The organism is Acinetobacter sp. SwsAc2 (assembly GCF_013391465.1).
Taxonomy (GTDB): domain Bacteria; phylum Pseudomonadota; class Gammaproteobacteria; order Pseudomonadales; family Moraxellaceae; genus Acinetobacter; species Acinetobacter johnsonii.
Map to the genome: position 1 here is coordinate 57,320 of NZ_JACBEZ010000010.1, position 24,446 is coordinate 81,765.

Consider the following 24,446-nt stretch of genomic DNA (forward strand, 5'->3'; position numbering starts at 1 on the left):
ATAGTTGCCTAAAACAAAAGCCGATAATGAAAATAATGCAATTTTTTTGCACTCCACTTTTGAATATAAGGCCCCTGAGAATTATTAGACCTCATTCATTCGAATTACTGATACATTGGATATATTAAGCGCTTTTAAAATATCCATGTGACGTTGTTCATCTTGAGAAGCATAAAATGTTGCAACCCATTTAATATCAGGCTTGACTGATTGTTTTAATTTACGGAAATATGGCAAATCAACATCAGCAAGTGAGTGACCAAGAATGTAGATTTCTTCAATATTATGGATACTTGAAAAGAATTTCTTATTATTCTCAATGATTTCTTCTGTACCTTTAAATGTTGCTGAAAAGTAGCGATTGATTGCATGTTTACCACGTTCAAAAGAATAATCATATTGAGCAGACTGATATTCCGCCCATTGTTCATACTCTTCATCATTTAACTCTTTAGGGGGTTCCACAGGTTTTTCTTTGAAATTCTCAGGATCAACACCATGACCAAGAATAAGTTCTTGATCATCATTTTCAGCCTTTCCATGTATGAACAAAATATTGTTATCTGGAATCCCGTAGTAATAAGTAAGAGTATCCGTATAATTAAAAGTGAGATACATGGCATTTCTATCTAAATTGACGGCGTTTCCCAGATTAAATTCAGGAAATTCAACAGCTAATATAAATTCTTTAAAAGCCTTATACAGATCTGTTGTTAAATAACCCAAAATTCGCTCCATCTCAATTTCAAGCGTATACCGATCTCTATCTCTAAAATTATCTGATGCATAGTTGGGCATTGCATCCATATTTGCTTCCAAAACAGAATCTGTACTCAAACCAGACATGCTGCTCTCAAACTCTGACCATAATGGATCTAACATTGAGGAAGGAAAATCAGGATCTAAATCAGTAAAACCAAAGTGTTCTAACAAAAGATTGTACACATCTCTGTAATTTTTTTTGAGATACAAACCAAATGATGTATATTTTGTATCAAGCCCATGATGAACATCAAATCCATTACCTATTACATATAATTTCATTTTACTCCCCATTAACATCTAGTTCTTTGAAATAAAGAATTTCTGCATCATTATCTGTTAGCTCAAAATAAGATTCTTCGAAGTTAAGCTCGGCAATATCAGCTTTTACCTTTAATCCATCGTCATAGGTAAGCATTAAATGGGCTGTATAGGTTTCTTTGTGCTTAATTATGGATTCATTGTTAAGTACAAATAAATATTGTTTATCTTCAGGATCCCAAGGCGAACGATCATAATCAGAGAATTGGTAATTTGCTATAACAGTCACTTCAAACTCAACTGAATATTCAGCCCACTCCGCGTCAACATTTTGCAATGTTTTCTTCTTAATAGTTAATGAATCTATATCAATAGAACTTATAACATCGTCAAAAGGCTCAGTATTTTCATAATTAAACTCACCATCCTGTAAAGATTGTAAAGCAAGTGCTTTTATTTTCTCTTGCAAGAGCTCAAATACTTCGTCAGCAAACTTGGTTGGTTCTTCGTATGCTTTATCACTGCGAACTATCAAATCAATCAAATCATCTACAGATTCTAGATGTATAAAGCTACTCTCATTAGCACAGAATGACTTCATGTCACCGTCAGAGCTAACAATATAAACTGCATGCCCTCTTCGCAAGCTAATCTGTTTTACTGCTTCTAATGCAAACGCATCAGGGAATTCATGTTTTTTAGATTCTTTATCGAATGGTGGAAGGTTATGAAAATAAGCATTGAATACCACATTTGGGTCAACAGAACTTACACTTATAATTTCTACGCATCGCCCTTCCAAAAACTCTAAAAACTTTTTATGCACTAGATCATAAATTTCATCACCACTCACTTTAGTAAATATGCCATAACAATCTAGTTCAGATGCATTCCTAAGAAACATAGCATCTTTAGTTATATGCTTAATTTTTGATGCAGCCTCGACTGACTTCTTCTTTAAATGTGATTCAATTTCACTTTTCGTGACATCAGTGACCAAAAGGTGAATCTTTTCCTGCTCAATAAGCTCTTGAAGGCGCCCTAAAATATGTTGACCAAATTGATAATTCTTATTCTCATATGCAGATGTATCAATGAAAACCAACCTAGTTTCTAACTCCATACCCCCTCCTATAAAAGTCTAAATTACTGCCACTATCTTAAAAACACCAATTGATAATAAGTTGATTATTATTGTATTTATTTCACCTTTTTTAAAAATCACTTAAAAGATATTCGCTAATTACATTATCAGGTTTATCTTTTCAAGATAATGATTTATAAAATAAAATAACCAACTATGTACAACCTTTGAAGCCCAATTATGCCACTCACTCCCAAGAAAAAGAAAGTTGAATCAATAACAGGCGAATGCAAAACTTCAAATCATTTAAATCCATCTAAAAAAGACATCCGTAGCCAAAAAAAATTCTTAAATGAATTAATTGGCTATATAAGTACACACGAAGAAATCGTTCCTAATGCCAAAGCATTAAGCCAATCGCTTTCAGTTGACTACAAGAAATACGAAAAAATAAAATGTGTGCAAACGTGGGCTGAAACAACGGATATAACTGGCTTCCAATATTCCTATTATTCAGTTCTAGGAAAAACTCTCCCAGAGTTCTTAAATAAATCTATTCAAGAGTGTAGTTTTTTTGATGTTAAATTAATGAGAACTGGTGAAATTGTAACTAAAGATAAAATTATTAACCTTTTCACAGCTATAGTAATTATTTTAGCCACAATCATCGAATCAATCTTAAAATCAAAACCTAGCGATTCATTAACTTTAGATAAAGGATTTCTACAGATTCAAGAGATTATCAACACATATGAAAAAGATAATCAACAGAAATACTATAAGCCTATTGCAGAGCTCTTAGTCGCTATAAAATTGTATAATCAACTTGATATTGTTGATAAAAATATTAGAGAGCCTAATTTTTTTGAGAAAAACCCAGATTATCCCTACTCTATCCAAGATGCTCAGAAATACCGTGATGAATTATACAATGAAGTAGTAGAACACTTAGAAAAAGCCATAAATCAGTGCATCACTATTGGTCTTTTTAAACAATACCAAAGATCTCCGAACTCAAATAAAAAAATAGAGAACATACCCGTTATATGTGAAGGGCATACTTTGTTAAACAATACAAAGTTACTTAAAAAACTAAATGGCTCATCATTAAATGCTGAAGGGAATTTAAAAAAGAAACACAATTTTGAAGCTATTGATAACAAAATTTTAGAACTTATCAAGCAAGACAAATTCAAGAATAAATATAAAAGCAAGAATGCAGCTGCTGAAAAAATAGCAGATGAGATTGCAAAGGAAATTGAGGTTTTCATGGAAAATGACCGTGGCAAAAATAACCACAATCAGCACATCAAGCTAGAGAACTTGCCAGATAGAATACTTAAATTCATCAACAAATATCCTGAGCTTAACGAGCACTTAATAAATAAGTAATTGATTTTTATGTTTAATCAGTTTTTTTTAATTACTTGGACGGCTCATAAATAGTTTTTCAATCAAGTGTAAATTTACTGTCATTGGATAGTGTCCTTTCTGCTTCAAGGTAGCTATTCAATTTAATGGGCTTTTTCCCATAACTAATCCAACATTTAGGACAGTAAGTATGTACACCGCAATATTTAAAAAACCTTCGGGTTCATCACAAGGTCAAAGTATAAAACCTCGATCAGGCCGAACCTCTGAATTAAGGATAATATTACTATTAAGTATCTATTATCCCAATAGGTGTACTACTTATCATCTGGGTAGTTTGTATATACCTATTCCAGTAGTGTTTTGTATAACACTACTGATTATTAATCAGTATAGATTTCACTGCTATAAAGCTAAGGGGTACACTCATGCCTCTTAAACCTTTCAAAGCTCAAACACCTGCGATTGTTTATCCTCTTATTAGCGATGGTGCATTTGAACTTCTGCCATCATCAGAGATTGAACAGACCATTTTATATCGTGACCACCGCTTGAAATGTATGCTCAATATAGTGTCATTCGTCAGGGAATGTTTAAACGCAAAGCGAATTTGCAGCCAAAGTTGAACCCGATGATTTCAACGAATTTAAGGGCTTCTTTTACTACGCTCAGTGGATAAGACCATTTGTGCCTGTCTTTGATGATATTACAGGCATTGATCTTAATTACCTGAAAGACTTTATAGTTTGTGAAGAAATATTATGTTTCTTCAAAGCAAAAGAACTTTTAAATACCGAATTAGATCTGATTGGGTTATTTGAACAACCAAATTCCCAACCTCTTGTACATATACAGCCAAGAGCAGATTTATTAAATCAATTCGTTCAACTGATTCGTGAGCAAATGGGTAGCACTATAGTAAAAAATGTTATCCGAAAACGTGAGGAAAAGGCTAAACAAAACTTAAAGTCTTGTCGTAAAGCGATAAACCAATGCTTTGCCAAATTCAGCAAACTTTTGGTTATACGTGTTGATTTTGCCTTTAAGCCACCTTTAGAGAACTTAACCCCCTATTGCCCAGATGAACTGCAACACCCCTTTCATTCTGAAAATGCCTTGCAATCTTTAAAAGAGCTAATTGCACAGTTATTACGGAATAGAAGGCATAACAAAATATTGAACCAAATCAAGGGTTATATTTTGAAGTTTGAACATGGGTTAAAAAAGGGCTTTCACGTCCACGCTCTGTTTTTTATGGATGGTAATTTACATCAAAATGATGGGTATTTTGCACATGAAATTACCAAGTACTGGAAAAAGCTTACGAACGATCAAGGCTGCACCTATAACTGCCACATGGCAAAAGACAAATACAAAACTCTATGTATAGGAATGATTGATCACACAGATACCGCAAAGCAAAAGGCGTTAGATGATTGTGTTCAATATTTCTGTAAAAAGGAACAGTACCTCATGTTTAACAAACTAAATAGCGTTAGAACAATTCAAATTAGTCAACCACCTCAACGACGCTCTAATGCTGGTCGTCCAAGAAAAGCTGTTAACACAACTTTGTTGAATAGCAAATAAGGAGGATTTCTAATGTTGACTAAGAAATATCTTTCAGTAGCTCATACTGCTTATTTTTGTAGCACTGGTGCACGATTAGCACTGTCACATCCAAGTCCATCTGATATTTATCAAGCAGCATCACTTATTGGAAAAGCATCTGCTAAAAGCATTGAAAAAGCCCTTAAAGGCTCAAATGTCGCTATTATGCAAGCAATACAAACAATTCCTTGGCTGAATAATGCACCATGGTTTAATGGCAATATGTCAAATATTAGCCTGAATCCATATAATGCAAACTTAGGTAATCTAGCTTATGAGCATGGCTTAATTCAGCAAAATCAAACTGCTACAATTAATCCACTTGCTGTATCTTATTTATCTGAGCATTTCCAATATCGCATACAAACTATTGAATTTACTAAGAGCCTTATCGAATGGTCTAAGCCTTTTGAAGGCTCAAAGCAAGAATTGGATACAATATTTCGAAATATTGAAAGAAGCTCTTCTGGTTTTGAGCTTCAAGAGTTCTGCCTTAATTATGATACGGATCAAAATAATACTATACATCTTAATGGGTTAGAGAAATTTATCAGCAATGAAATAAAAATTCAGCTGAATCATCTCGAGCCTGATAAATGTTTAGCCATTCTGTTAAAGAAAGAACCTTGTTTAAACAAGCGCATGAATCTGCGCTATATCGTAATCTTGCAGAAAGATTACATTGATGAACCATCAGGGTTTACAGACCTAAGCTTCTTTCAGAGTATAAAAAATACTGTTGAATCAAATAGCTGCTATTACTTTAACTATGATTCTGGATGCCTAAATGGGTTTCTTGCTAACAACCGTTTTAGTAAGAAAAACCCAAATTACAGAGAACGGATCAGATGTCTAAAAAGCTATCTTATAGGTACAGATGCATTATATAGAGTAGATGGATTACAGACTTCTCTTGAGATTTTGTACTCAAAATTTGTCAAATAGGGTTGAAAATTTAATAATGGGAATGTTTCAGCTTACCACTGCTGACTACCTCTTTATGAAATATCGCTCTATGACCGTTGAACTGATGACAATAGTTTCCGACTATTACCCTCACCTTAGTAAAGCCGAAGCTTGAGAAAGGCGAATAATCAAGAATTCCCTTTCTCAGTGTTTAAAATAGATCAAAGTAAACGTGCACCTTTTTTGGTGCACATTAAAGATCTAGCAGATATTTTAGACAGTAAGTATTCAGAAGCTTCTAAAGATTATGCTACGTTTCATCGATGAGGCGTAGCACCTCTTCAAACTGCATAGTATTTCTTCTTGCCTTCACTGACACATAACGCTGTAAACTACTCCAAGAGTCATGCAAGCTTACCTTCTGAATCTCAGGAATAGTAAAACTCTGTTCTGCTAAACGTGTACAGCCTTCGTGTCTCAAATCATGAAAGCGCAAATCATCAATACCTAACATTCGGCACGCTTCTCTAAACTCTTTGCCTAAACTTTTAGGATTCAACGGCAGTAGCAAATTTTCATCATGCCCAAGCTTCAACATCCGTTCACGAACTTCTGAGTGCTTTAATCTTTTAATCATTTCCTTACAAGGATCAAGGACATCAAATGATTTATGATTGCCTTTAGAACCATTGGGATTCTTTAGATCATGTACTTTCCATGTAGAATGATGTGAATCGTAATCTCGAAGATATAAACGAGTTAATTCAGCTTCTCGTCTGCATGAGAAAATAGCAAACCACATAATCAAATGCATTGGATACTTAGAGCCGTAACGGTTTAGCTTCCATCGCTCTGTAAAATATTTCGTCAATGCAATCAGCTCATCCGTTGAAGGAAGTCGGTCTCTTTTTTGACTAGAGGATATTTGGCGTGTTTTTCTTAACTGAGCCGTAGCCTTATCAAACCCATTTAAATCAATATCCATTTCCCACATAACAGCAGCATGAGAAAGCACACCACGGATATGTAAAAGTTCATGTTGCTGTGTACTAGTCGCAATAGGCTCAAGTTCTAGATGAGGGACACCTCCCTTCCTTAAAGCAACATGCTCGGCCAAATGTACTGATTTTATTTTTGTGATAATATTGCGCGCAATTGGTAGCTTCTTAATTAAGAGCAGAGAATAGCGTTTCGTCCTTCCGTACTCGCTCCCGACTTCATCCAAATATTTATCTATGGCATCTGATAAGGTCAGATCAATTAGCTTTTCTTTGCCAAGCAAAATATCAGGATTTTCTTGAATTTCGACTTCTCGTTTCTTAACCCAGTTTTCGGCCAACTTCTTTGAGTGGAATGTTTTACTTTCAGAGAAAGCAGGAAAGCCCATTCGATTGATTCGAATCGCAGCACGATAGTTAACTTTACCATCTGCACCTTTCCTTGCTGTAATTGACCCCATAATTTACACCACAACCTGTTTTTTTGATTATGGTGTAAAATTTGGTGTAAATGCAAACCGATTAACCCACCTAAACACAGGTTAAAACAGATTCGCGCAGGTTGCGAAACATAGATTAAAGGTATGATTTTTAATGACTATTAACAAAAACATTGAAAACACTCAATCTCCGCGAATCAGTGTTGCCCCGATGATGGATTGGACGACCAAGGACTATCGTTTCTTTGCGCGTCTATTTAACCCAAACGTCATTCTTTATACAGAAATGGTGACCACTGGCGCGATCCTGTTTGGCGGTGCAAATCGACATCTCGATTACAACAATGAAGAACACCCGATCGTTTTACAACTCGGTGGCTCAAACCCTAAAGACTTAGCCACTTGTACCAAAATGGCACAAGACTGGGGCTATGATGAAGTCAACTTAAATGTCGGCTGTCCAAGTGACCGTGTACAAAACAATAAAATTGGCGCATGCCTCATGGCAGAACCGGACCTCGTTGCAGAATGTATCGCTGAAATGCAAAATGCAGTAGATATTCCAGTGACGGTAAAGCACCGTATCGGCATTGATGACATGCATTCTTATGAAGAAATGCTGCATTTTGTCGATACTGTAGCCAAAACGGGCTGTGATAATTTTATTGTACACGCGCGTATTGCCTTACTTCAGGGGCTTTCTCCGAAAGAAAACCGTGAAGTTCCCCCACTGCGTTATGAAGATGTCTATCGACTCAAACAAGAACGTCCAAATCTATTGATCGAGATTAATGGCGGGATCAAAACCTTCGCTGAAACACAAGCACATTTAGAACATGTCGATGGTGTCATGATTGGTCGTGAGGCTTATCACAATCCCTACCTTTTGGCTGAACTTGGTCAATTGTGGAATTTAGATCTACCTGATCGTTTTGAAATTATCGACCAAATGCTGCCGTATATTGCAAAGCGTATGGCTGAGGGTGCGCCATTGTCGATTATCACGCGCCATATTCTTGGGCTATTCCAAAACCTTCCGGGCGCTCGCAAGTGGCGTCAGGCTTTAAGTGGTGGTAATGCCAAGACTTTTGCCGATGTTGAAAATGCAATTCTTAACATTAAAGACGCGATGCAACGCACCGAAGATTATTTAAAAGAACACACTCTAGCCCAGTAATTTAGAACGTTGATCTAACATAAAAAAGCGAAGCATCTGCTTCGCCTTTTTATGTTTCACCGTTATAGCCGAGTACAAGGTTTTACTAAAGAACGCTTTTGGATATTGGTCAAACATTTTATTGTTTCAGTTTTAAAATCATAATGATAAGAAATATACTTTCCTGCAATAAGCTCACTGACAAAGGACTCTTTTCTAAAGTAAGCCGTGGTTATACAACCATGTAAATCAGGTGTAGCATTCACTTTGATCTGTTCAACAAATTGACTTTTCTGACGTATTTGATCCTGTAATTTTAAAATACGATTCATATTTTGAAATTCTTCAGATTGCGCAATCTGTTGTATATTTTTTAAATGACAAGCCTGCGTTACATCATCATGATACTGATGCATTGACCAAACCAATAATGACTGTATATCACTCATCATTTCTTTGGCTTCATTGATCTGATTTAAAGCATAAAAATGGCGAACGGTTGAATAAATAGCATATGCAACACCGCAACTCAAAATGATCCCTATAGCCACTATTTTAACATCAAGTTTGGAATGCCCTGAAAGATCAGTCATGGAGTTGCTTTATCCCGTTATATTTTAAAAGTGCTTCAGGCGAACTCTTCTTTTAAATAAGAGCTTAACTGGTAAATTTACTCAGAGCACGCCAGTATTTGTCTTTAAACAAACTGACCTCTATTTCAAAGTTGCCTTTATATTTTTCAATCACTTGATCAATGACCTTGGATGGTTTTCTAAACTCTTTACACGCAAAATATATAGTTCTTAAGTGATTACCCGTTTCACGACCTATATTTAAATAGCCATCCACATCCTTAAGCTCTTGTAATAATGAATCTTCTATCAAATCCATCAGTTCATAATCTGTAGACGTAGGCATACCATTTGAATGCTGACCATCATAGGAGATTTCTATCAGCATCATCCACGGATGCGAAGCTTTTTGATCCCATGTTAAAAGTGTGCGATTTAAAGTCGCCAGCAACGGTACACCTTCATTGGTTTCACCTTCCAAACTGACAAATTCATCGGCATCCGTATTTGAACGGGTAATTTTGTCTAATCTTGAAATTTCACTACTTTTTAAAATTAAAATGTTTTTGAGCAAGTGAATCGGTAGCAATTCGTTTTCGGCATCTTGCTTAGACTGGACAGAAACATTGTCCAATTTGGTGACCGCATCGTACTCACCCAAATAGTTATCGAGAAAAATATACACAGCCTGTAAAAACGCATCGTTTTCAGCTGCATTATATTCATCATGTACCACGACCAGATCAATCTCATCGGGATACTCGGCTTGCTGGTTAAAATAAAAAGACAAAGTCTGCTGACTAAACTCATAACCATGCATATTAATCCCGACTTGATGAATATCGCTTTCAGGTTTAAGCGCAGTAAACTTCCACCCTGCAATCTCAGGTGCAGTCGCAATCAGCTCTTCCACAAAAACAATATTTGGAATGATGCCATCGGGGGTAAGAATTAATTCAGCTGTTTGCGGGGTCAGCATGCCTGTCAGAAAAAAGATGCCGCTATGGACTTTTTCCAATTCAGGCGTCAGTCGATCAAAGAAATCTCGCTCGATTTCAGTTTTACTGCCTTGATCCACAATGTGGTGAAAATGCTGTTGATGCTGCTGAAACCATTGCCAAAATGCAGTATATGCATTTTCATTCGCAGGCGTTTTTTGTTTTTGACAACCACATAATTTTTTTAAAAAGCTCATTTTTCTTTTCTCTTTTTTCTATTGGTTTCAATCTTTTTTGCGGTCTATGGACGGTATCAATATATCGACTTATACAGTCCAATTAAACCTAAAACAGTCTTATTGTTTCGCTTTCATTCTATCTAATTTTTTCAGTACTTCCGCGACTGCCACCATTGCAAAGCTTGAAGTCACCACTACGGCTGAACCATAGCCACCGCAACGTAATCCAGCACTAGGGCAAACCTCAGCACTAGAAAATGGGTTATCAATCGAATACACGCAGGTAATGCCAAACTTTTCTTTAGGTTTTTTACAAATCCCCATTCCACGCAACTGGGTTCGAAGTTTTGCTAACATTGGATCTTGTTCTGTTTTAGACAGATCAGCCACTCGGATTTTCAATGGGTCGAGCTTGCCCCCCGCTCCCCCTGAAACAATCAATGGGATCTTATTAAAACGACAGTGCAACATCAGTGCTAATTTCGCTTTGACGTCATCAATACAATCTAAAATTAAGTCTGGTCGATGTTCTAAAATTTCTTTGACGTTTTCTGGAGTCAAATAGTCATCAATCAGATTCACTTTCATTCTTGGATTGATCTGACGGCAACGCTCCGCCATGACTTCGATTTTTTCTTGTCCAAGTGTCGAACTCAGCGCAGGCAATTGACGGTTAATATTCGAAGCCGCAATCGAATCCATATCAACCAGTGTTAATTCGCCGACGCCTGTACGCGCTAAAGCCTCGACTGCCCACGAACCCACACCACCAATCCCGATCACCATCACATGACTTTTTTCATAATATGAAAAGGCCTCGTCTCCATAAACTTTGGCTACACCAGCAAAACGGCGGTCATATTCATCATGTTGCAGATCAGTCATGCGTACATCTATATCGGTAAAATAGTGTTCATTTTACCTGAATACGACCCTGGATTGAATGTATCGCTACAAACAATAAAGCCCTGCTACTGACAGGACTTTATTACATTGAGATTAGGCTGCAATTAAATTACGCAGTACATAATGCAAAATGCCGCCAGCTTTAAAGTATTCGACCTCATTCAAGGTATCAATACGGCACAACACCTTAAATTGGTCTTGACTGCCATCTTCTCGAAGCACCTGAATTTCCAAGGTTTGATGCGGCTGGATATCATCCGATAATCCATGAATCGAAAGTACTTCACGACCTGTCAAATTTAAGGATTGGCGCGTTTGTCCATCGACAAATTGCAATGGCAATACACCCATACCAACCAAATTCGAACGGTGAATTCGTTCAAAACTTTCGGCAATCACCGCTTTAACCCCCAATAAGTTCGTGCCTTTGGCAGCCCAGTCACGTGATGAGCCTGTGCCATACTCTTTACCAGCAATAATGATTAATGGCGTATGTTGCTGCTGATAAAACATAGAGGCATCATAAATCGGCAAGGTTTCTCCTGTTGGAATATAGATCGTGTTCCCACCTTCTTCTCCACCGAGCATTTCATTTTTAATGCGGATATTGGCAAAAGTGCCTCGCATCATCACCTCATGGTTCCCACGTCGAGACCCATAAGAGTTGAAGTCTTTGGGTTCAACCCCTTGCTCTTGCAAATAGCGTCCTGCGGGGCTGTCTTTCTTGATATTACCTGCCGGGGAAATATGATCAGTGGTGACCGAGTCTCCAAGCACAGCCAAAATACGTGCCTGCTCAATATTGGTAATCGGTTTCGGTGGCTGACCAATCTCTTCAAAAAATGGCGGATGGCGAATATAGGTTGAATTCTCTTGCCAAGCATAGGTCTGACTTTGAGGAATCTGAATTGCCTGCCATGCTGCATCACCATCAAATACCGCGGCATATTCTTTATGGAACATCGCGGTATTCACGCTCTGTAGCGCATGATCAATTTCAGCCTGACTCGGCCAAATATCTTTCAAGTAAACCGCTTGCCCATCTTTGCCGAGACCAATCGGTTGTGTAGTCAAATCTGTACGGATATTGCCCGTCAAACCATAAGCCACCACCAAAGGTGGCGAAGCCAACCAGTTGGTTTTCACTAGCGGATGTACACGCCCTTCAAAGTTACGGTTGCCTGAAAGCACTGAAGCAACATTGAGATCATGGCACTGTATGGCTTCTTCAATCGGTTCAGGCAGCGGTCCAGAGTTCCCAATACACGTAGTACAGCCATAACCGACCAAGTTATAACCCAACTCATCCAAATACGGTGTTAAACCAGCCGCAGCCAAATAATCGGTCACTACTTTAGAACCAGGCGCAAGCGAACTTTTCACCCACGGTTTACGCTGTAGACCTTTTTCAATGGCTTTTTTAGCGAGGAGTCCCGCGGCTAACATCACGCTGGGATTGGAAGTATTGGTACATGAGGTAATGGCTGAAATCACCACATCACCATGGTTCAATGGGTAAGATTTTCCATCAATAGTGCAAGATGGCTCCTCATGCGGTAGATTGGCTTTTTTAGCTTCAACAGCTGTGCCACCGCCTTCATTTTCTAAACGCTCTTTGGCTTCTTTGGCTGGCTTGAGATTTAGTTCCATCAAGTCATGAAAAGTTTTAGGTACATCTGCTAGCAAGACGCGATCTTGCGGACGTTTAGGGCCTGCCAAACTGGCCTGCACGGTGCTCATGTCCAAGCTCAACGTATCGGTAAAAACGGGTTCATCACCTGCATTTCGCCATAAGCCCTGCGCTTTACTATACGCTTCAACCAAATCAATCCGTTGTTGCTCACGACCCGTCAACGCTAAATAGGCCAAGGTCACGTCATCAATCGGGAAAAAACCACAGGTCGCACCATATTCAGGGGCCATATTGGCAATAGTCGCGCGGTCAGCCAAAGGCAAGTCGGCCAAACCATCGCCATAGAATTCAACAAATTTACCCACCACGCCTTTTTGGCGTAGCATTTGTGTGATGGTTAAAACCAAATCCGTTGCGGTAATGCCTTCATTGAGTTTTCCTGTGAGTTTGAAACCGATGACTTCAGGAATCAACATAGATACAGGCTGCCCAAGCATCGCCGCTTCAGCTTCAATCCCGCCAACACCCCAACCGAGCACGCCTAAGCCATTGATCATGGTGGTATGTGAATCTGTTCCCACCAAGGTATCAGGGAACGCAAAAGTTTGTCCCTCATCCTCCCCCAGCCACACCGCTTGGGCCAGATACTCTAAATTGACTTGGTGGCAAATTCCTGTACCGGGCGGGACAACACTGAAATTATTAAAGGCCGATTGTCCCCAGCGTAGGAATTGATAACGCTCACCATTGCGTTGCATTTCAATTTCGACATTTTCAGCAAAGGCATCTTTATCTGCAAAATTATCGACCATCACGGAATGGTCAATCACCAAATCGACAGGGGACAAGGGATTAATCAAATTCGGATCGCCACCCGCTTGTGCCATTGCGGCACGCATGGCAGCCAAGTCAACCACAGCAGGAACCCCAGTAAAATCCTGCATCAGCACACGTGCAGGCCGATATTGAATTTCTTGATCAGAGCTTCTGGTTTTTTGCCAATCGACTAGGGCTTGAATATGCTCTACTTTTACACTTTTTTGATCTTCAAAACGGAGTAAATTTTCGAGTAAGACCTTTAAAGACTTGGGTAATTGATCAATATTACCCAATGTTTGTGCGGCTTGAGGGAGGTTAAAAATTTGATAGGATTTTTCACCCACCGTGAGTGTTTGTAATGCATTGAAACTATTGATTTTGCTATATCTGGCCATTCGGTTGCCCTCCCAGTATTGGCGAATTTATTTATTATGATGTTCTTTCTTTAATGTAAGCCTGTTTAGAAAAGAATGTGTTCCCTTTTGGTTATCTTATTTTTATCGAGATTATTGTCTTATTCTTCTAAAATTTTAAATGCAACGCAGCCAATGAGTTCTGCCAGAGTTGAGTTGCTAACGACCGCTCAGACTGATCCAGTGTCTGTGCGAGACTCTCCAAAACACAAGGTAAATTCACCGGCGTATTGCGGGTGCGATGCTCAGTCGATGTTTGACAACACAACGGCGTCATATCTGGACAGTCCGTTTCAATCACCAAATGTTCACTACCAAGTGCTTGCACCACTTGATGCAATTTTTTGGCATTTGGATTGGTGATTTGCCCTGTCACCCCAATTTTAAAACCGAGTTTGACCAAGGCCTTGGCTTCCTCCACCCCACCACTAAAGGCATGAGCGATACCACCGAATTTAAATTTTTGGGCTTTTAAAATGGCAATGCTTTCTGCATGTGCTTTGCGAATATGCAATAACACAGGTTTTTGATATTGCTTAGCAAGTTCCAGTTGTTCAGAAAAATAAGATTGCTGCTTGGCGAAAAGTGCAGGCTGTTTATGCTCTTTTAAAAAGGTGTCTAAACCAATTTCACCCACAGCTACGCAGTCCTGCTGCTGCAGGACCTGCTCTAAACGTTGTAAGTGTTCGGTCTGATGCTGTTCGATATAAAACGGATGTAAACCAGGGGCAAGATAAGAGCACGGAACATTCTTCCAGCTTTTTAATTGCTGATGGGTCTGAATCAGCGTATCAAATCGTGATTCAAGAAAACCAATAAGGACCAGTGCCTCTACCCCAACATGTTTTGCTTGCTCAGCCAAATGCTGCCGATCAGTATCAAAATCGGCAACATCAAAATGAGTATGGGTATCGAACAGAGGCAAGCTCATGCTTGATTAGCTCTTGGCTTCAGAAGCAGCCTGTACGCTCTGTTTGGCTTTGGGTAAATACTCAGGCTTTAAAATTTTCTGGAGTTGATCATAGCCAATAGTTAAACGCGGTAAACCCACCACATAAGGGCCAATTTCATACTCGCCATATTGCAAAATCAGACCTTCAGTACCCAAGTAATAATTGTTACTCAAGCTAAACTTCCACGCTTGCTCATATTCATCGACATTGGTCGCTAACTTAGAGTCCACAACCCAAGCACGAAAGGCTTCATGCGCTACTCTATTTAACGCCGCCTTCTGATTCGGCAACAATAGATCATCCAAACTCACCAGCTTTTGCTGCTTCAAGTCAAAATTATAATAATGCTGTGACGATGAACCATGTGCACCGCCTAAGTAGCTGCTGGTGTTCAATACCACCGTAGCCAAAGGATCTTTGGCATTTAAAATTTTAGGCTTAATCATCAAACTAATTTGATGGTTAGAACTTAAGGCTTTCAACTCTTGGTCTAAACCCAGAAAAGCGGCCAAATAAGGTTGAACTTGTTTCTCTAGTTTCAGCTTAGGGGTTAGGACTTGGCCCACTACCGCAGGTTCAGAACTTGCAGCCACCGCACTTGATGCCGTGCTATCAGAACTGCTATGCATAGGCGAAATATCAATAATCTGCGAGAGATCTTTCACAATTTGTTGATCGATAAATTCATCAATAAAGGCTTGATTACTTTGCAAACGATCAATGTTTAATTCTGGGCAAGCATTGCCATCGCATTCAGGTAATTCGAATTGTAATTTTTCGGTGTCACCGACCAGTTTTAAAGTAGCGTCTACCTCTGAAGCCGCTGTGGTTTGCGTTGCAGGAGTTTGAGGCTCTTTATCTTTTGGTTGGCAGGCTGTCAAACTGATTGCAGCTGCAAGTACGCTGATTGTCAATATTGTTTTGCTTTTTAACATAAATAACCTATTACCTCTTACCTCGTGAAGCCAGCTCTTGCTTTGGCCAATGTGCTAAAACAACTGGGCATAAACATCGGCTTTTAATACCTGTTGAGTTTGTGCTTTCGTCAAATAAATATCAAGCTGGGTCCCATCTTTTACAACCTCATGAGTCCGATAGTGTAAACCGATGCCCTCTTGGTCAAAAAACCAATCTGCTTGCCCCCAGTACAACTTCGCTGGTGCAGATTTTCTCACTTCAGGTTCTTGTTTCTTCAGCCAGTCTTGATACGCTTTTTGCACCAAAACATTCATCGCCAGTTGCTGTTTCGGATGAATTAAATCTAATAATGCCACCGCTTTTTGGTTTTTACGATCAGCAACAAAGAAATAATAACGTTCCTTAACATTTACATTCTCTTGATTGGTATCAACCCCAATTTGCATGAGCACAAACTGATTGCGCTGATACGGTATACGCGTATACATCGCCAAGCTATAAGCCTTATTGCCCTTGAATTCAGCTTGCCATGTATCCGACTTTTTCACATAGGCATTAATGGCTTGCTGTAAGCTCATGTCTTGTTTTAAGCCAATTTGATCTTGAATTACGCGAGCCTGACTTTTGGCAATCCATTGGTTTAACCACGGATCTGCCGTTGTTAAGCTTTGCAGATCTAATTCAATACAGTTCTTGGTTTCACAAAATGGCTGTGCAATATCAGCCGCTTGTTGCTGAATATTCAAATACGGTAACACTTCAGCCTGCTCTGTTTTAAATACCGAGCTTTTGGCATCTGTGTCTGTTTCAGATTGTTTAGAGGAGTCACATGCCGTCAATAAGACAGTCAAACTCACCAATATTGTATAAATAGCCTGTTTCTGCAACATGCGTCTTCCATGAAATTCATGATTAAAATTAAAGTATCTTGCATAATAAAACAGCTTCACGAAGAAGCTGTTTTATTGTTTAACATCCCGATTAGTGTTCGCGGGTATTGCGGAACACGATGTCTGGATAGCGCTCTTGCATCAGTTGTAAGTTCACACGACTCGGTGCCAAGTAGGTCAAGTGACCACCACCATCTACCGATAATTGGTCATGTGCTTTTTTCTTAAATTCATTGAATTTTTTGTCATCATCACATGACACCCAGCGCACAGTGTTAATGCTCACAGGCTCGTAGACGCAGTCGACTTTGTATTCTTCTTTCAAACGGTATGCCACCACTTCAAACTGAAGCACACCCACTGCACCCACAATCAAGTCATTGCTATTTTGCGGCATGAAGACCTGTGTTGCACCTTCTTCTGAAAGTTCTTTTAAGCCTTTTTGTAACTGCTTCGACTTCAATGGATCTTTCAAACGTACACGGCGGAACATTTCAGGGGCGAAGTGCGGAATACCCGTAAATTGTAATTTTTCACCTGATGTAAAAGTATCGCCAATTTGAATCGTACCGTGGTTATGTAAACCAATAATGTCGCCCGGCCATGCTTCTTCTAAGTGCTGACGATCACCAGCTAAGAAAGTCAAAGCATCACTAATACGCACATCTTTATCCAGACGCACATGCTTCATTTTCAAACCTTTTTCATATTTGCCTGAACAAATACGCATAAAGGCAATACGGTCACGGTGTTTCGGGTCCATATTGGCTTGAATTTTAAAGACAAAACCCGTAAAACCTTCTTCAGTCGCTTCAACCAAACGATTTTCTGTTGGGTGCGCTTTAGGTTCAGGTGCATAGTTGCTAAATGCATCTAACACATGGTCTACACCAAAGTTACCTAATGCTGTACCAAACAATACAGGCGTTTGACGACCCGCAAGGAACTCTGTGTGGTCTAAAGGCTCATTGGCCATTTGCACCAACTCTAGAGACTCTTCAAATGCCGCCCAAGCCAGCTCACCGACTTTTTCACGTAAGTCTGGATAGTCATAACCATCACGGACTTCAATTTCGGTAATGGTTGAACCAAAACCTGCTTTATACACATAAAACTTTTCTTCGATCAGGTTAAACACCCCAGCGAAGTCACGACCTGTACCAAGCGGCCAAGTGATCGGCACACATTTGATTTTGAGAACGTTTTCAATTTCATCCAACAGCTCTAAAGGCTCACGGATTTCACGGTCCATTTTGTTCACAAACGAAATGATCGGTGTGTCACGCATACGACACACTTCCATCAGTTTCACAGTACGATCTTCGACACCTTTTGCACCATCGATCACCATCAAAGCTGAATCGACCGCCGTTAAGGTACGATACGTATCTTCAGAGAAGTCTTCATGTCCCGGCGTATCGAGTAGGTTGATCATCTTGTCTTTAAATGGAAACTGCATCACAGAGGTGGTGATCGAAATACCACGTTCTTTTTCCATTTCCATCCAGTCCGAAGTGGCTGCACGGTCCGATTTACGGCTTTTCACCATACCTGCAATCTGAATGGCTTGTCCCCACAACAGTAATTTTTCTGTCATGGTGGTCTTACCAGCATCGGGGTGGGAAATAATCGCAAAAGTCCTACGAGCCGCGACTTCTTTCGCCAATTGATCTTTAAACATAAGAGAAATCTTCAATAGGTACACGGTGTTGTACACAACTTATAAATGTGTATCCAACCCGTAAAGTGATAACTTAAAATTGGCGCAATTGTAGCAGATTTATGAATGAGATTTTATTGATAATTTTCCCTTAACCCATCAGCTTAGTACATCGCATTCATCGTCAATTCGAATGCTTTTTAGCTCTGGTAGTGGGTAAGAATAGAACGCTAGTGCTATCAGCGGCTACTTAGATGTACAGAAACATTGTTTGATCCTATCTGAACGTACACTTAACCACGCTGTACCCAATGACAACTTGGAGCAAAACTTCTGTTACTCCTCATACATCAGGCATTATTTTATCTTGTTAAGCCTAATCTGAGCCCATTTTATAAATTTCACTCAAACTCTGGATATACAAAATTATATTTCCCTGTTTTTATACGTTCTACTATAGCCAAAGGGGGCATAACCACACCTATTTCTGCTTTACGGTTTTCTCCCTCTAGGTTTCCAACATAAGTAAATTTATCATCATTAATGTGCCATACAAACCAATTGTGAGAAATTTTTATTGGTTCTTCCCCTACCATTACGCCATAATCATCTGTGTCTCTGAATAATATTGTAGAAGTTCCACCCACATCAGATATGTTTCCAACTTTCTCCCAAAGATTCATTTTTATGCCAAGCTTAGTGACGCAATGCGCATAAAAATCGACATCATCATTAACGATATCCAATAACGTAGGAGTTGCATGGATAGGGTACACTTTTTTAAATGCTCTGATCACATCACTATTTAATTGTGTTAAATCAAAAGCAATGAGCTGGAAATATTTTTTCACCTCATTATCCAACTTTACAGAAAAAACATCACCAACCTTAGTCACGACTCTAACCATAATTATTTAATTCCAAATTGTTCCCAATGTTTTGGGCTGATTTTATTTATTTTATTGAACAGCTTGGTATACGGACAACAGGACACTAAAACGAATAGATTCTAAAGAATACATAAAAAGCCGATATCACTAGATAGAGGCTTTTGCGAACACTGCTTATTTTTTATTAGACTCTCAACTGAATTACATCACCATAAAAGCGATCAGCCATCGGTACAAATTGTAGATATCGCTTAATTGAAATAAGTTGACGATGTGTACTCAAACTCTTCCAAGCGCTTAACATCCATAGGCATACCCAACAAATAGCCTTGTAATTGCTGACAGCCTAACCGTGATAAAATTTCCATTTGCAGAGGACTTTCTACACCTTCTGCTGTCACGACCAAACCCAAGCGAATCGCCAGATGAACAATACTTTCTAAGATCATTTCATCTTTTGAGCCAACGGTCAGCTCATGAATAAAGCCACGATCAATCTTTAGCTCATCTACAGGAAGATTTTTTAAATATAAAAAGCTGGAATGTCCTGTCCCAAAGTCATCAATCGCCAAACGAATTCCCATTTCACGTAACCGCTGTAAGGTACGAATGCTGCCTTCGATATGGTGCATGGCCGTACTTTCAGTGATTTCAATAATTAAATGATTTGGGTTGACTTTATACTTATCAAAAAGATGCTCAAGATTATTAAATAAATGCTTATGCTCAAACTGCACCGCCGATAAATTCACAGCTATTGGATACAGTTCAATTTTCTCTCGTTCCCAAATTTGTAGTTGCTTACATGCTTGCTCCAGAGCCCAATATCCCATTTGGATGATCAACCCCGTTTTCTCTGCGCCTTTAATAAACATATTGGGGGTCAGCAAGCCTAAAGTCGGATGCTTCCAGCGAATCAACGCCTCGACTCCACAAATCCGTTGATCTTGGATGGTAAATTTAGGCTGGTAATACAAAACAAACTGTTGTTCTTCTACGGCTTTATATAAGTCATTGATTAGCTTAGTTTGGCTTTTCGCTTCTTGTTGGTCAAAACTGTAGTTAAAAATAGAATAGGTATTTCTTCCCTGATATTTTGAGGTCAGCATCGCTGCATCGGCATTAATCAGTAAATCCTGCAAATTACTACCATGTTCAGGATACATCGCAATACCAATACTCGCAGACACATTAATTTCTTTACCCGCAATCAAAAAGCTATCTTGAATCAACTCCAGCACGTGCTCCGCCATTTGGCACGCTTGCTCAGGCGTCGCCTGTTCCAGCACCATCAGAAACTCGTCCCCACCAATTCTGAGAATTTTTTCATTTTTACTTAAGTGGCGATGAATCCGAGTGGTTAGTTGAACCAATAATTGATCCCCAACATGATGCCCAAAGACATCATTTACGGCTTTAAAACGGTCTAAGTCGATATATAAAAAGGCAATGCTTTCATTGCGGAAGCGTTGATCTGTAAACAAAAAATGGGCATATTCCGCCAAATACAATCGATTGGGCAGCTTGGTTAAATTATCCTGTACCGCCTGATTTGCCAACTCTTTATTGGCCAGAGAAAGTTGAATATTGCGCTCTTCTAAACGCTGCTCCAACACCGCAACAACAAATGCCGCCACCAAAATCAAACAGGTAATAAAGATAACAACAAATAAAACAATGCTTTGACCTGCTTCAAGGGTCATGACCAGTTTGTCACTATGGGTTGGATAGAACGAGACTGCAAGCATACCGGTATAATGCATACTTACGATGGTCAAGGCCATCATCCCTGCAACATACCATTGGTACAACAGTTTCTTACTGACTGCACTTTTATATTTAAAGATCAGCCAAAAGGTTAAACCCGAGCCACTAATGGCAAGTAAAATAGAAAAAACTGTTAATAAAGGATCGTAAACACTCTGATAGCCCTCAATAATCAGCCCCATCATGCCAGTATAATGCATGCCCGAAATACCAAGCCCCATCAATACCGACCCCAAAACCAATCTTAAAAAAGGTAAGGTCTGACGCGTGGTCAACCAAATTGAAAAAACAGATGCAATAAAAGCAATAAAAAAAGAAAGAATTGTCAGTGCAGGGTCAAAATAACTATGCGTCGGCAAATCACAAGCCAACATACCCACAAAATGCATGGCCCAAATGGCACAGCCTAAGAAAAAACTACTGAGTAAAATGAGCACTGTTTGAAATTTTTTACGCCAAGTACGAAATAATAAGCGTTCGGTCGACACTGCAAAAAAACACGCCAACAATGCCACAACAATTGAACCTAATACCAAACTAAAATCGTAATGCACATGCATCATATAAAATGTCCGTATTAATTTCTCTTTTTCTTCATTTATATCCTTTTTATCAAAGGCGAAAAGCATTACTACCCGATTAAGAATCTTATACAAACAGGTTCAGGTCAAGAAAAAATCACAGAGATATCATTAGAATTTATAGATTTATTTTACCTAGCAGATTGCTTTAGCAGCATGCCAATCCCACATTTGTGTTTTGAATCACAATTTAAATAAAAAGCCAGTCGAAACTGGCTTTTTAATACATTGCGTCAGAGATTAAACTATTTTGCAGTGCCTTTTTGCAACTTGGCATAATCTAATAAGACATTTGCAGATTCAGTCACAAATGCTTCCTCTTCAGGCAATGCAGGACGCTGATTCGCTTTCATTTTAGCGCGTGCTTCAACCAAAGCTTCCATAGAAGCTTGATAGCTTTCCCAGTTTGCATAAGGCTTTTGCCCTGCAATCTGACGGCGCTTGTTTTCCGAGTCTAAAGTCTGTTTTTCCAGTGCCAACAATTCAGCTTTACGTTGATCAATATCTAAAACCACACGTTTTTGATCTTCGGTCTTTTTCGAGATGTCTTTACGCTGTTCAAGATAGTTAAACTGCGGGTCGACTTTAACACGTGCTTGCGACAGCTCACCTAAACGTTTTACATACGGTGCAATACTGCCTTCACGTTTAAATGGTGCGGTTGGAATAGTGTCCCACTCAAGCGCATTTTTCGCTTTACGCTCACCAAACTCTTCATTGTAAATGTCTACCAATTTCACGTCTGGAATTACGCCTTTGTTTTGCGTACTGCCACCCGTTACACGGTAAAACTTACGTTGCGTTAGTGTCGCTTGACCATGCGCCAAGTTATCGAGCTGAACTTGTGCCGTTCCTTTCCCTGTGGTGGTGCTACCAATCACAATGCCACGTTCATAGTCTTGAATCGCAGCAGAATAAATTTCACTTGCAGACGCAGATGCTAAATTCACCATCACTGCCAGCGGACCCGCATAGGTTTGCGCACCATTGTCATCGTCTTCGAAAACGCTCACATTGCCGTTACCATCTCGAATTTGCACCACAGGACCTGACTTAATCACCTGTCCAAGCATACGCGCCACTTCTTCAAGTGATCCCCCTGGGTTATTACGTAAGTCGATAATAATCCCTGATACATTCTTGGCCGCTAAAGTTTTCAGCGCATTGTTGGTATCTTCAGATACAGAACGATATTCTGTGCCCGCACGACGTGCACGATAGTTCAAATAAAAAGACGGAATTTCAATCACACCAAAGGTGTATTGTTGTCCATCACGCGTTACATTCACGGTACGTGAACGTACCCCAGCATCTTCTTCTTGAATGACGTCACGGGTAATGGTCACATTACGCGCTTGGCTCATCGACGCACCCGAGCCGAGTAAACGTATGGTGACTTTGGTACCACGTTTACCACGGATTAAGCCCACAATTTCATTGCTCGGCCAACCGATGACATCCACCATTTTTTCACCATCTTGCGCTACACCAATGATGCGGTCGCCCGACTTCACCTGTCCAGACTTGCTTGCTGGACCACCTTCCACAATGGTTTCGATTTTGGTGTAGTCTTCATTGCCCCGTTCAGGTCGAATCGACACCCCAATCCCTTCAAGTTGCAAAGTCGTCTGACGATTCAATTCCATTGCATCGACAGGCGGGAAATAGTTACTGTGCGGATCATAGGTAAGCGTCATTGCATTGAGTGTTTTGTCTAACACATCATCGCTTTTCACTCGTGAAATACGTTCTAACTGGCGCGTATAACGCTTAGTTAAAGTCTGTACTGGGGTTAAATCTTCCGAGCTAGTGAGATCTTGTCCATTGGCCAATTCTGGGTTGGCTTTAAGCGCTTTTTGCTTCGCCAACTCTTCTTCTTTACTGATGGTCAAATTGATCAGCTGCGAAACCAACATTTTGTTCCAATGCTGACGCTGCGCCGCTTCATTGGCAAAATACGGTGCCTTTTCACGATCCGTTTCGATATAAACATTGGCTTGTTTTAAATTCTGCGGCTTTTTCAGCTCATCCAGCATATACGTATAAAACTGGGTCAAACGATCTCTATACTGTGCATGAATCGCATACGGTCCACTTAAGTCACCTGCTTTTAGAGCCGCACCTAAGTTTGAACCATATTTACGCTTATAACCGTCTACTTCAGAGGCAAGAAACAACGAATGATCTGGATCTAAACTGTCCAGATAGAAATCGAGAATACGCGCCGATGTTTTCGCATCTAAACGTTGATTGAGATAATGTTGACGGTCAACCAAGGTCGCCAGTTGACGAGACACCAAAGCCTGCTCCTGCGACGGAACAATAGCTTGTTTGATTACAGCGGTAGTTTCAGTCGCTGCAATGGCTTCATTAATGGCATGGGTGAAAAAGAATCCACCCGTTGCAATTGCAACCGCACAAGCAATGGTTTGAAGTTTCATAAATAATTCTTAGTTCCTTGGTTTTTGACCAAAATTACAATGTCATTTTTCGACATGAATTGAGAATATTCAAAATCTTAAACAACTTAATCTGTTTATGTCGTGTAGTTTTATCATAATCTGTGCTGACAAAATGTAGCAAATCATTGCAAAATTCGGGTATTGTTTTCGACGACCTGTTTCGCTCACCTTTCAGAGCCAAAACAGTCACTGACCAAAAAATCAAATACGGACACC

The 24,446-nt window shown here is 39.5% G+C and carries 18 protein-coding genes and 1 pseudogene; 5 read left to right on the forward strand and 14 right to left on the reverse strand.

The features are described from left to right. Positions 1–84: 84 nt before the first annotated feature. Together HYI04_RS06520 and HYI04_RS06525 are read right to left on the reverse strand one after the other, a co-directional pair. The gene (locus tag HYI04_RS06520) at positions 85–1,044 is read right to left on the reverse strand and encodes a bacteriophage abortive infection AbiH family protein (RefSeq protein WP_151707319.1); all 960 of its coding nucleotides are present in this window, start codon (positions 1,042–1,044) and stop codon (positions 85–87) included. Position 1,045: 1 nt separating this feature from the next. After that, positions 1,046–2,146 carry a PIN domain-containing protein gene (locus HYI04_RS06525; protein WP_151707318.1) on the reverse strand — a complete coding sequence of 367 codons (1,101 nt, stop codon included), beginning with the start codon at positions 2,144–2,146 and terminating at the stop codon, positions 1,046–1,048. Positions 2,147–2,347: 201 nt separating this feature from the next. Between HYI04_RS06525 and HYI04_RS06530 the strand changes: the two genes are divergently transcribed. The 4 genes and pseudogenes from HYI04_RS06530 (at position 2,348) to HYI04_RS06545 (ending at position 6,322) form a co-directional block, all read left to right on the forward strand. Further along, the gene (locus HYI04_RS06530) at positions 2,348–3,499 is read left to right on the forward strand and encodes a hypothetical protein (RefSeq protein WP_178896023.1); all 1,152 of its coding nucleotides are present in this window, start codon (positions 2,348–2,350) and stop codon (positions 3,497–3,499) included. A gap of 666 nt (positions 3,500–4,165) precedes the next feature. Next, the gene (locus tag HYI04_RS06535; protein ID WP_151706560.1) at positions 4,166–5,068 is read left to right on the forward strand and encodes an inovirus-type Gp2 protein; all 903 of its coding nucleotides are present in this window, start codon (positions 4,166–4,168) and stop codon (positions 5,066–5,068) included. A gap of 12 nt (positions 5,069–5,080) precedes the next feature. Continuing rightward, positions 5,081–6,034, forward strand: a complete 954-nt coding sequence (locus HYI04_RS06540) for a hypothetical protein (RefSeq protein ID WP_151706561.1) — start codon at positions 5,081–5,083, stop codon at positions 6,032–6,034. Between the two features lie 16 nt (positions 6,035–6,050). Further along, positions 6,051–6,322: pseudogene (locus tag HYI04_RS06545) on the forward strand (pyocin activator PrtN family protein). Here HYI04_RS06545 and xerC read toward each other — a convergent pair. Then, on the reverse strand, positions 6,306–7,454 hold the full coding sequence (gene xerC, locus HYI04_RS06550; RefSeq protein ID WP_159153345.1) for a tyrosine recombinase XerC: 1,149 nt from the start codon (positions 7,452–7,454) through the stop codon (positions 6,306–6,308). The pseudogene HYI04_RS06545 and the gene xerC sit on opposite strands and share 17 nt — an antisense overlap. A gap of 133 nt (positions 7,455–7,587) precedes the next feature. Between xerC and dusA the strand changes: the two genes are divergently transcribed. Then, positions 7,588–8,610 (forward strand): tRNA dihydrouridine(20/20a) synthase DusA, encoded by a 1,023-nt coding sequence (gene dusA / locus HYI04_RS06555; RefSeq protein WP_159153346.1) that lies wholly within the window; start codon positions 7,588–7,590, stop codon positions 8,608–8,610. A gap of 62 nt (positions 8,611–8,672) precedes the next feature. Here dusA and HYI04_RS06560 read toward each other — a convergent pair whose 3' ends face one another. From HYI04_RS06560 to HYI04_RS06610, 11 genes are all read right to left on the reverse strand, one after another. After that, positions 8,673–9,182 carry a hypothetical protein gene (locus tag HYI04_RS06560; protein ID WP_058868931.1) on the reverse strand — a complete coding sequence of 170 codons (510 nt, stop codon included), beginning with the start codon at positions 9,180–9,182 and terminating at the stop codon, positions 8,673–8,675. 64 nt (positions 9,183–9,246) lie between these two features. Then, entirely contained in the window at positions 9,247–10,356 is a 1,110-nt protein-coding gene (locus HYI04_RS06565; protein WP_178896024.1) for a DUF695 domain-containing protein, read from the reverse strand. A gap of 99 nt (positions 10,357–10,455) precedes the next feature. Next, the gene (locus tag HYI04_RS06570; protein WP_178896025.1) at positions 10,456–11,223 is read right to left on the reverse strand and encodes a ThiF family adenylyltransferase; all 768 of its coding nucleotides are present in this window, start codon (positions 11,221–11,223) and stop codon (positions 10,456–10,458) included. 114 nt (positions 11,224–11,337) lie between these two features. Then, the gene (gene acnA, locus HYI04_RS06575) at positions 11,338–14,091 is read right to left on the reverse strand and encodes an aconitate hydratase AcnA (RefSeq protein ID WP_178896026.1); all 2,754 of its coding nucleotides are present in this window, start codon (positions 14,089–14,091) and stop codon (positions 11,338–11,340) included. Between the two features lie 127 nt (positions 14,092–14,218). Beyond that, positions 14,219–15,034: a TatD family hydrolase gene (locus tag HYI04_RS06580; protein ID WP_029574942.1), complete on the reverse strand. Its 816-nt coding sequence runs from the start codon at positions 15,032–15,034 to the stop codon at positions 14,219–14,221. A gap of 12 nt (positions 15,035–15,046) precedes the next feature. Further along, a complete protein-coding gene (locus tag HYI04_RS06585; protein WP_159153348.1) occupies positions 15,047–15,997 on the reverse strand; it encodes an RsiV family protein in 951 nt (316 codons plus the stop codon). 54 nt (positions 15,998–16,051) lie between these two features. Continuing rightward, entirely contained in the window at positions 16,052–16,870 is an 819-nt protein-coding gene (locus HYI04_RS06590; protein WP_159153349.1) for a hypothetical protein, read from the reverse strand. 91 nt (positions 16,871–16,961) lie between these two features. Then, complete coding sequence (locus HYI04_RS06595) at positions 16,962–18,551, reverse strand: peptide chain release factor 3 (protein WP_062034954.1); 1,590 nt, start codon at positions 18,549–18,551, stop codon at positions 16,962–16,964. A 380-nt stretch (positions 18,552–18,931) separates the two neighbouring features. After that, complete coding sequence (locus tag HYI04_RS06600; RefSeq protein WP_159153350.1) at positions 18,932–19,438, reverse strand: hypothetical protein; 507 nt, start codon at positions 19,436–19,438, stop codon at positions 18,932–18,934. Positions 19,439–19,671: 233 nt separating this feature from the next. After that, the gene (locus HYI04_RS06605; protein ID WP_159153351.1) at positions 19,672–21,750 is read right to left on the reverse strand and encodes an EAL domain-containing protein; all 2,079 of its coding nucleotides are present in this window, start codon (positions 21,748–21,750) and stop codon (positions 19,672–19,674) included. Positions 21,751–22,013: 263 nt separating this feature from the next. Beyond that, entirely contained in the window at positions 22,014–24,209 is a 2,196-nt protein-coding gene (locus tag HYI04_RS06610; protein ID WP_159153352.1) for a carboxy terminal-processing peptidase, read from the reverse strand. Between the last annotated feature and the right edge of the window lie 237 nt (positions 24,210–24,446).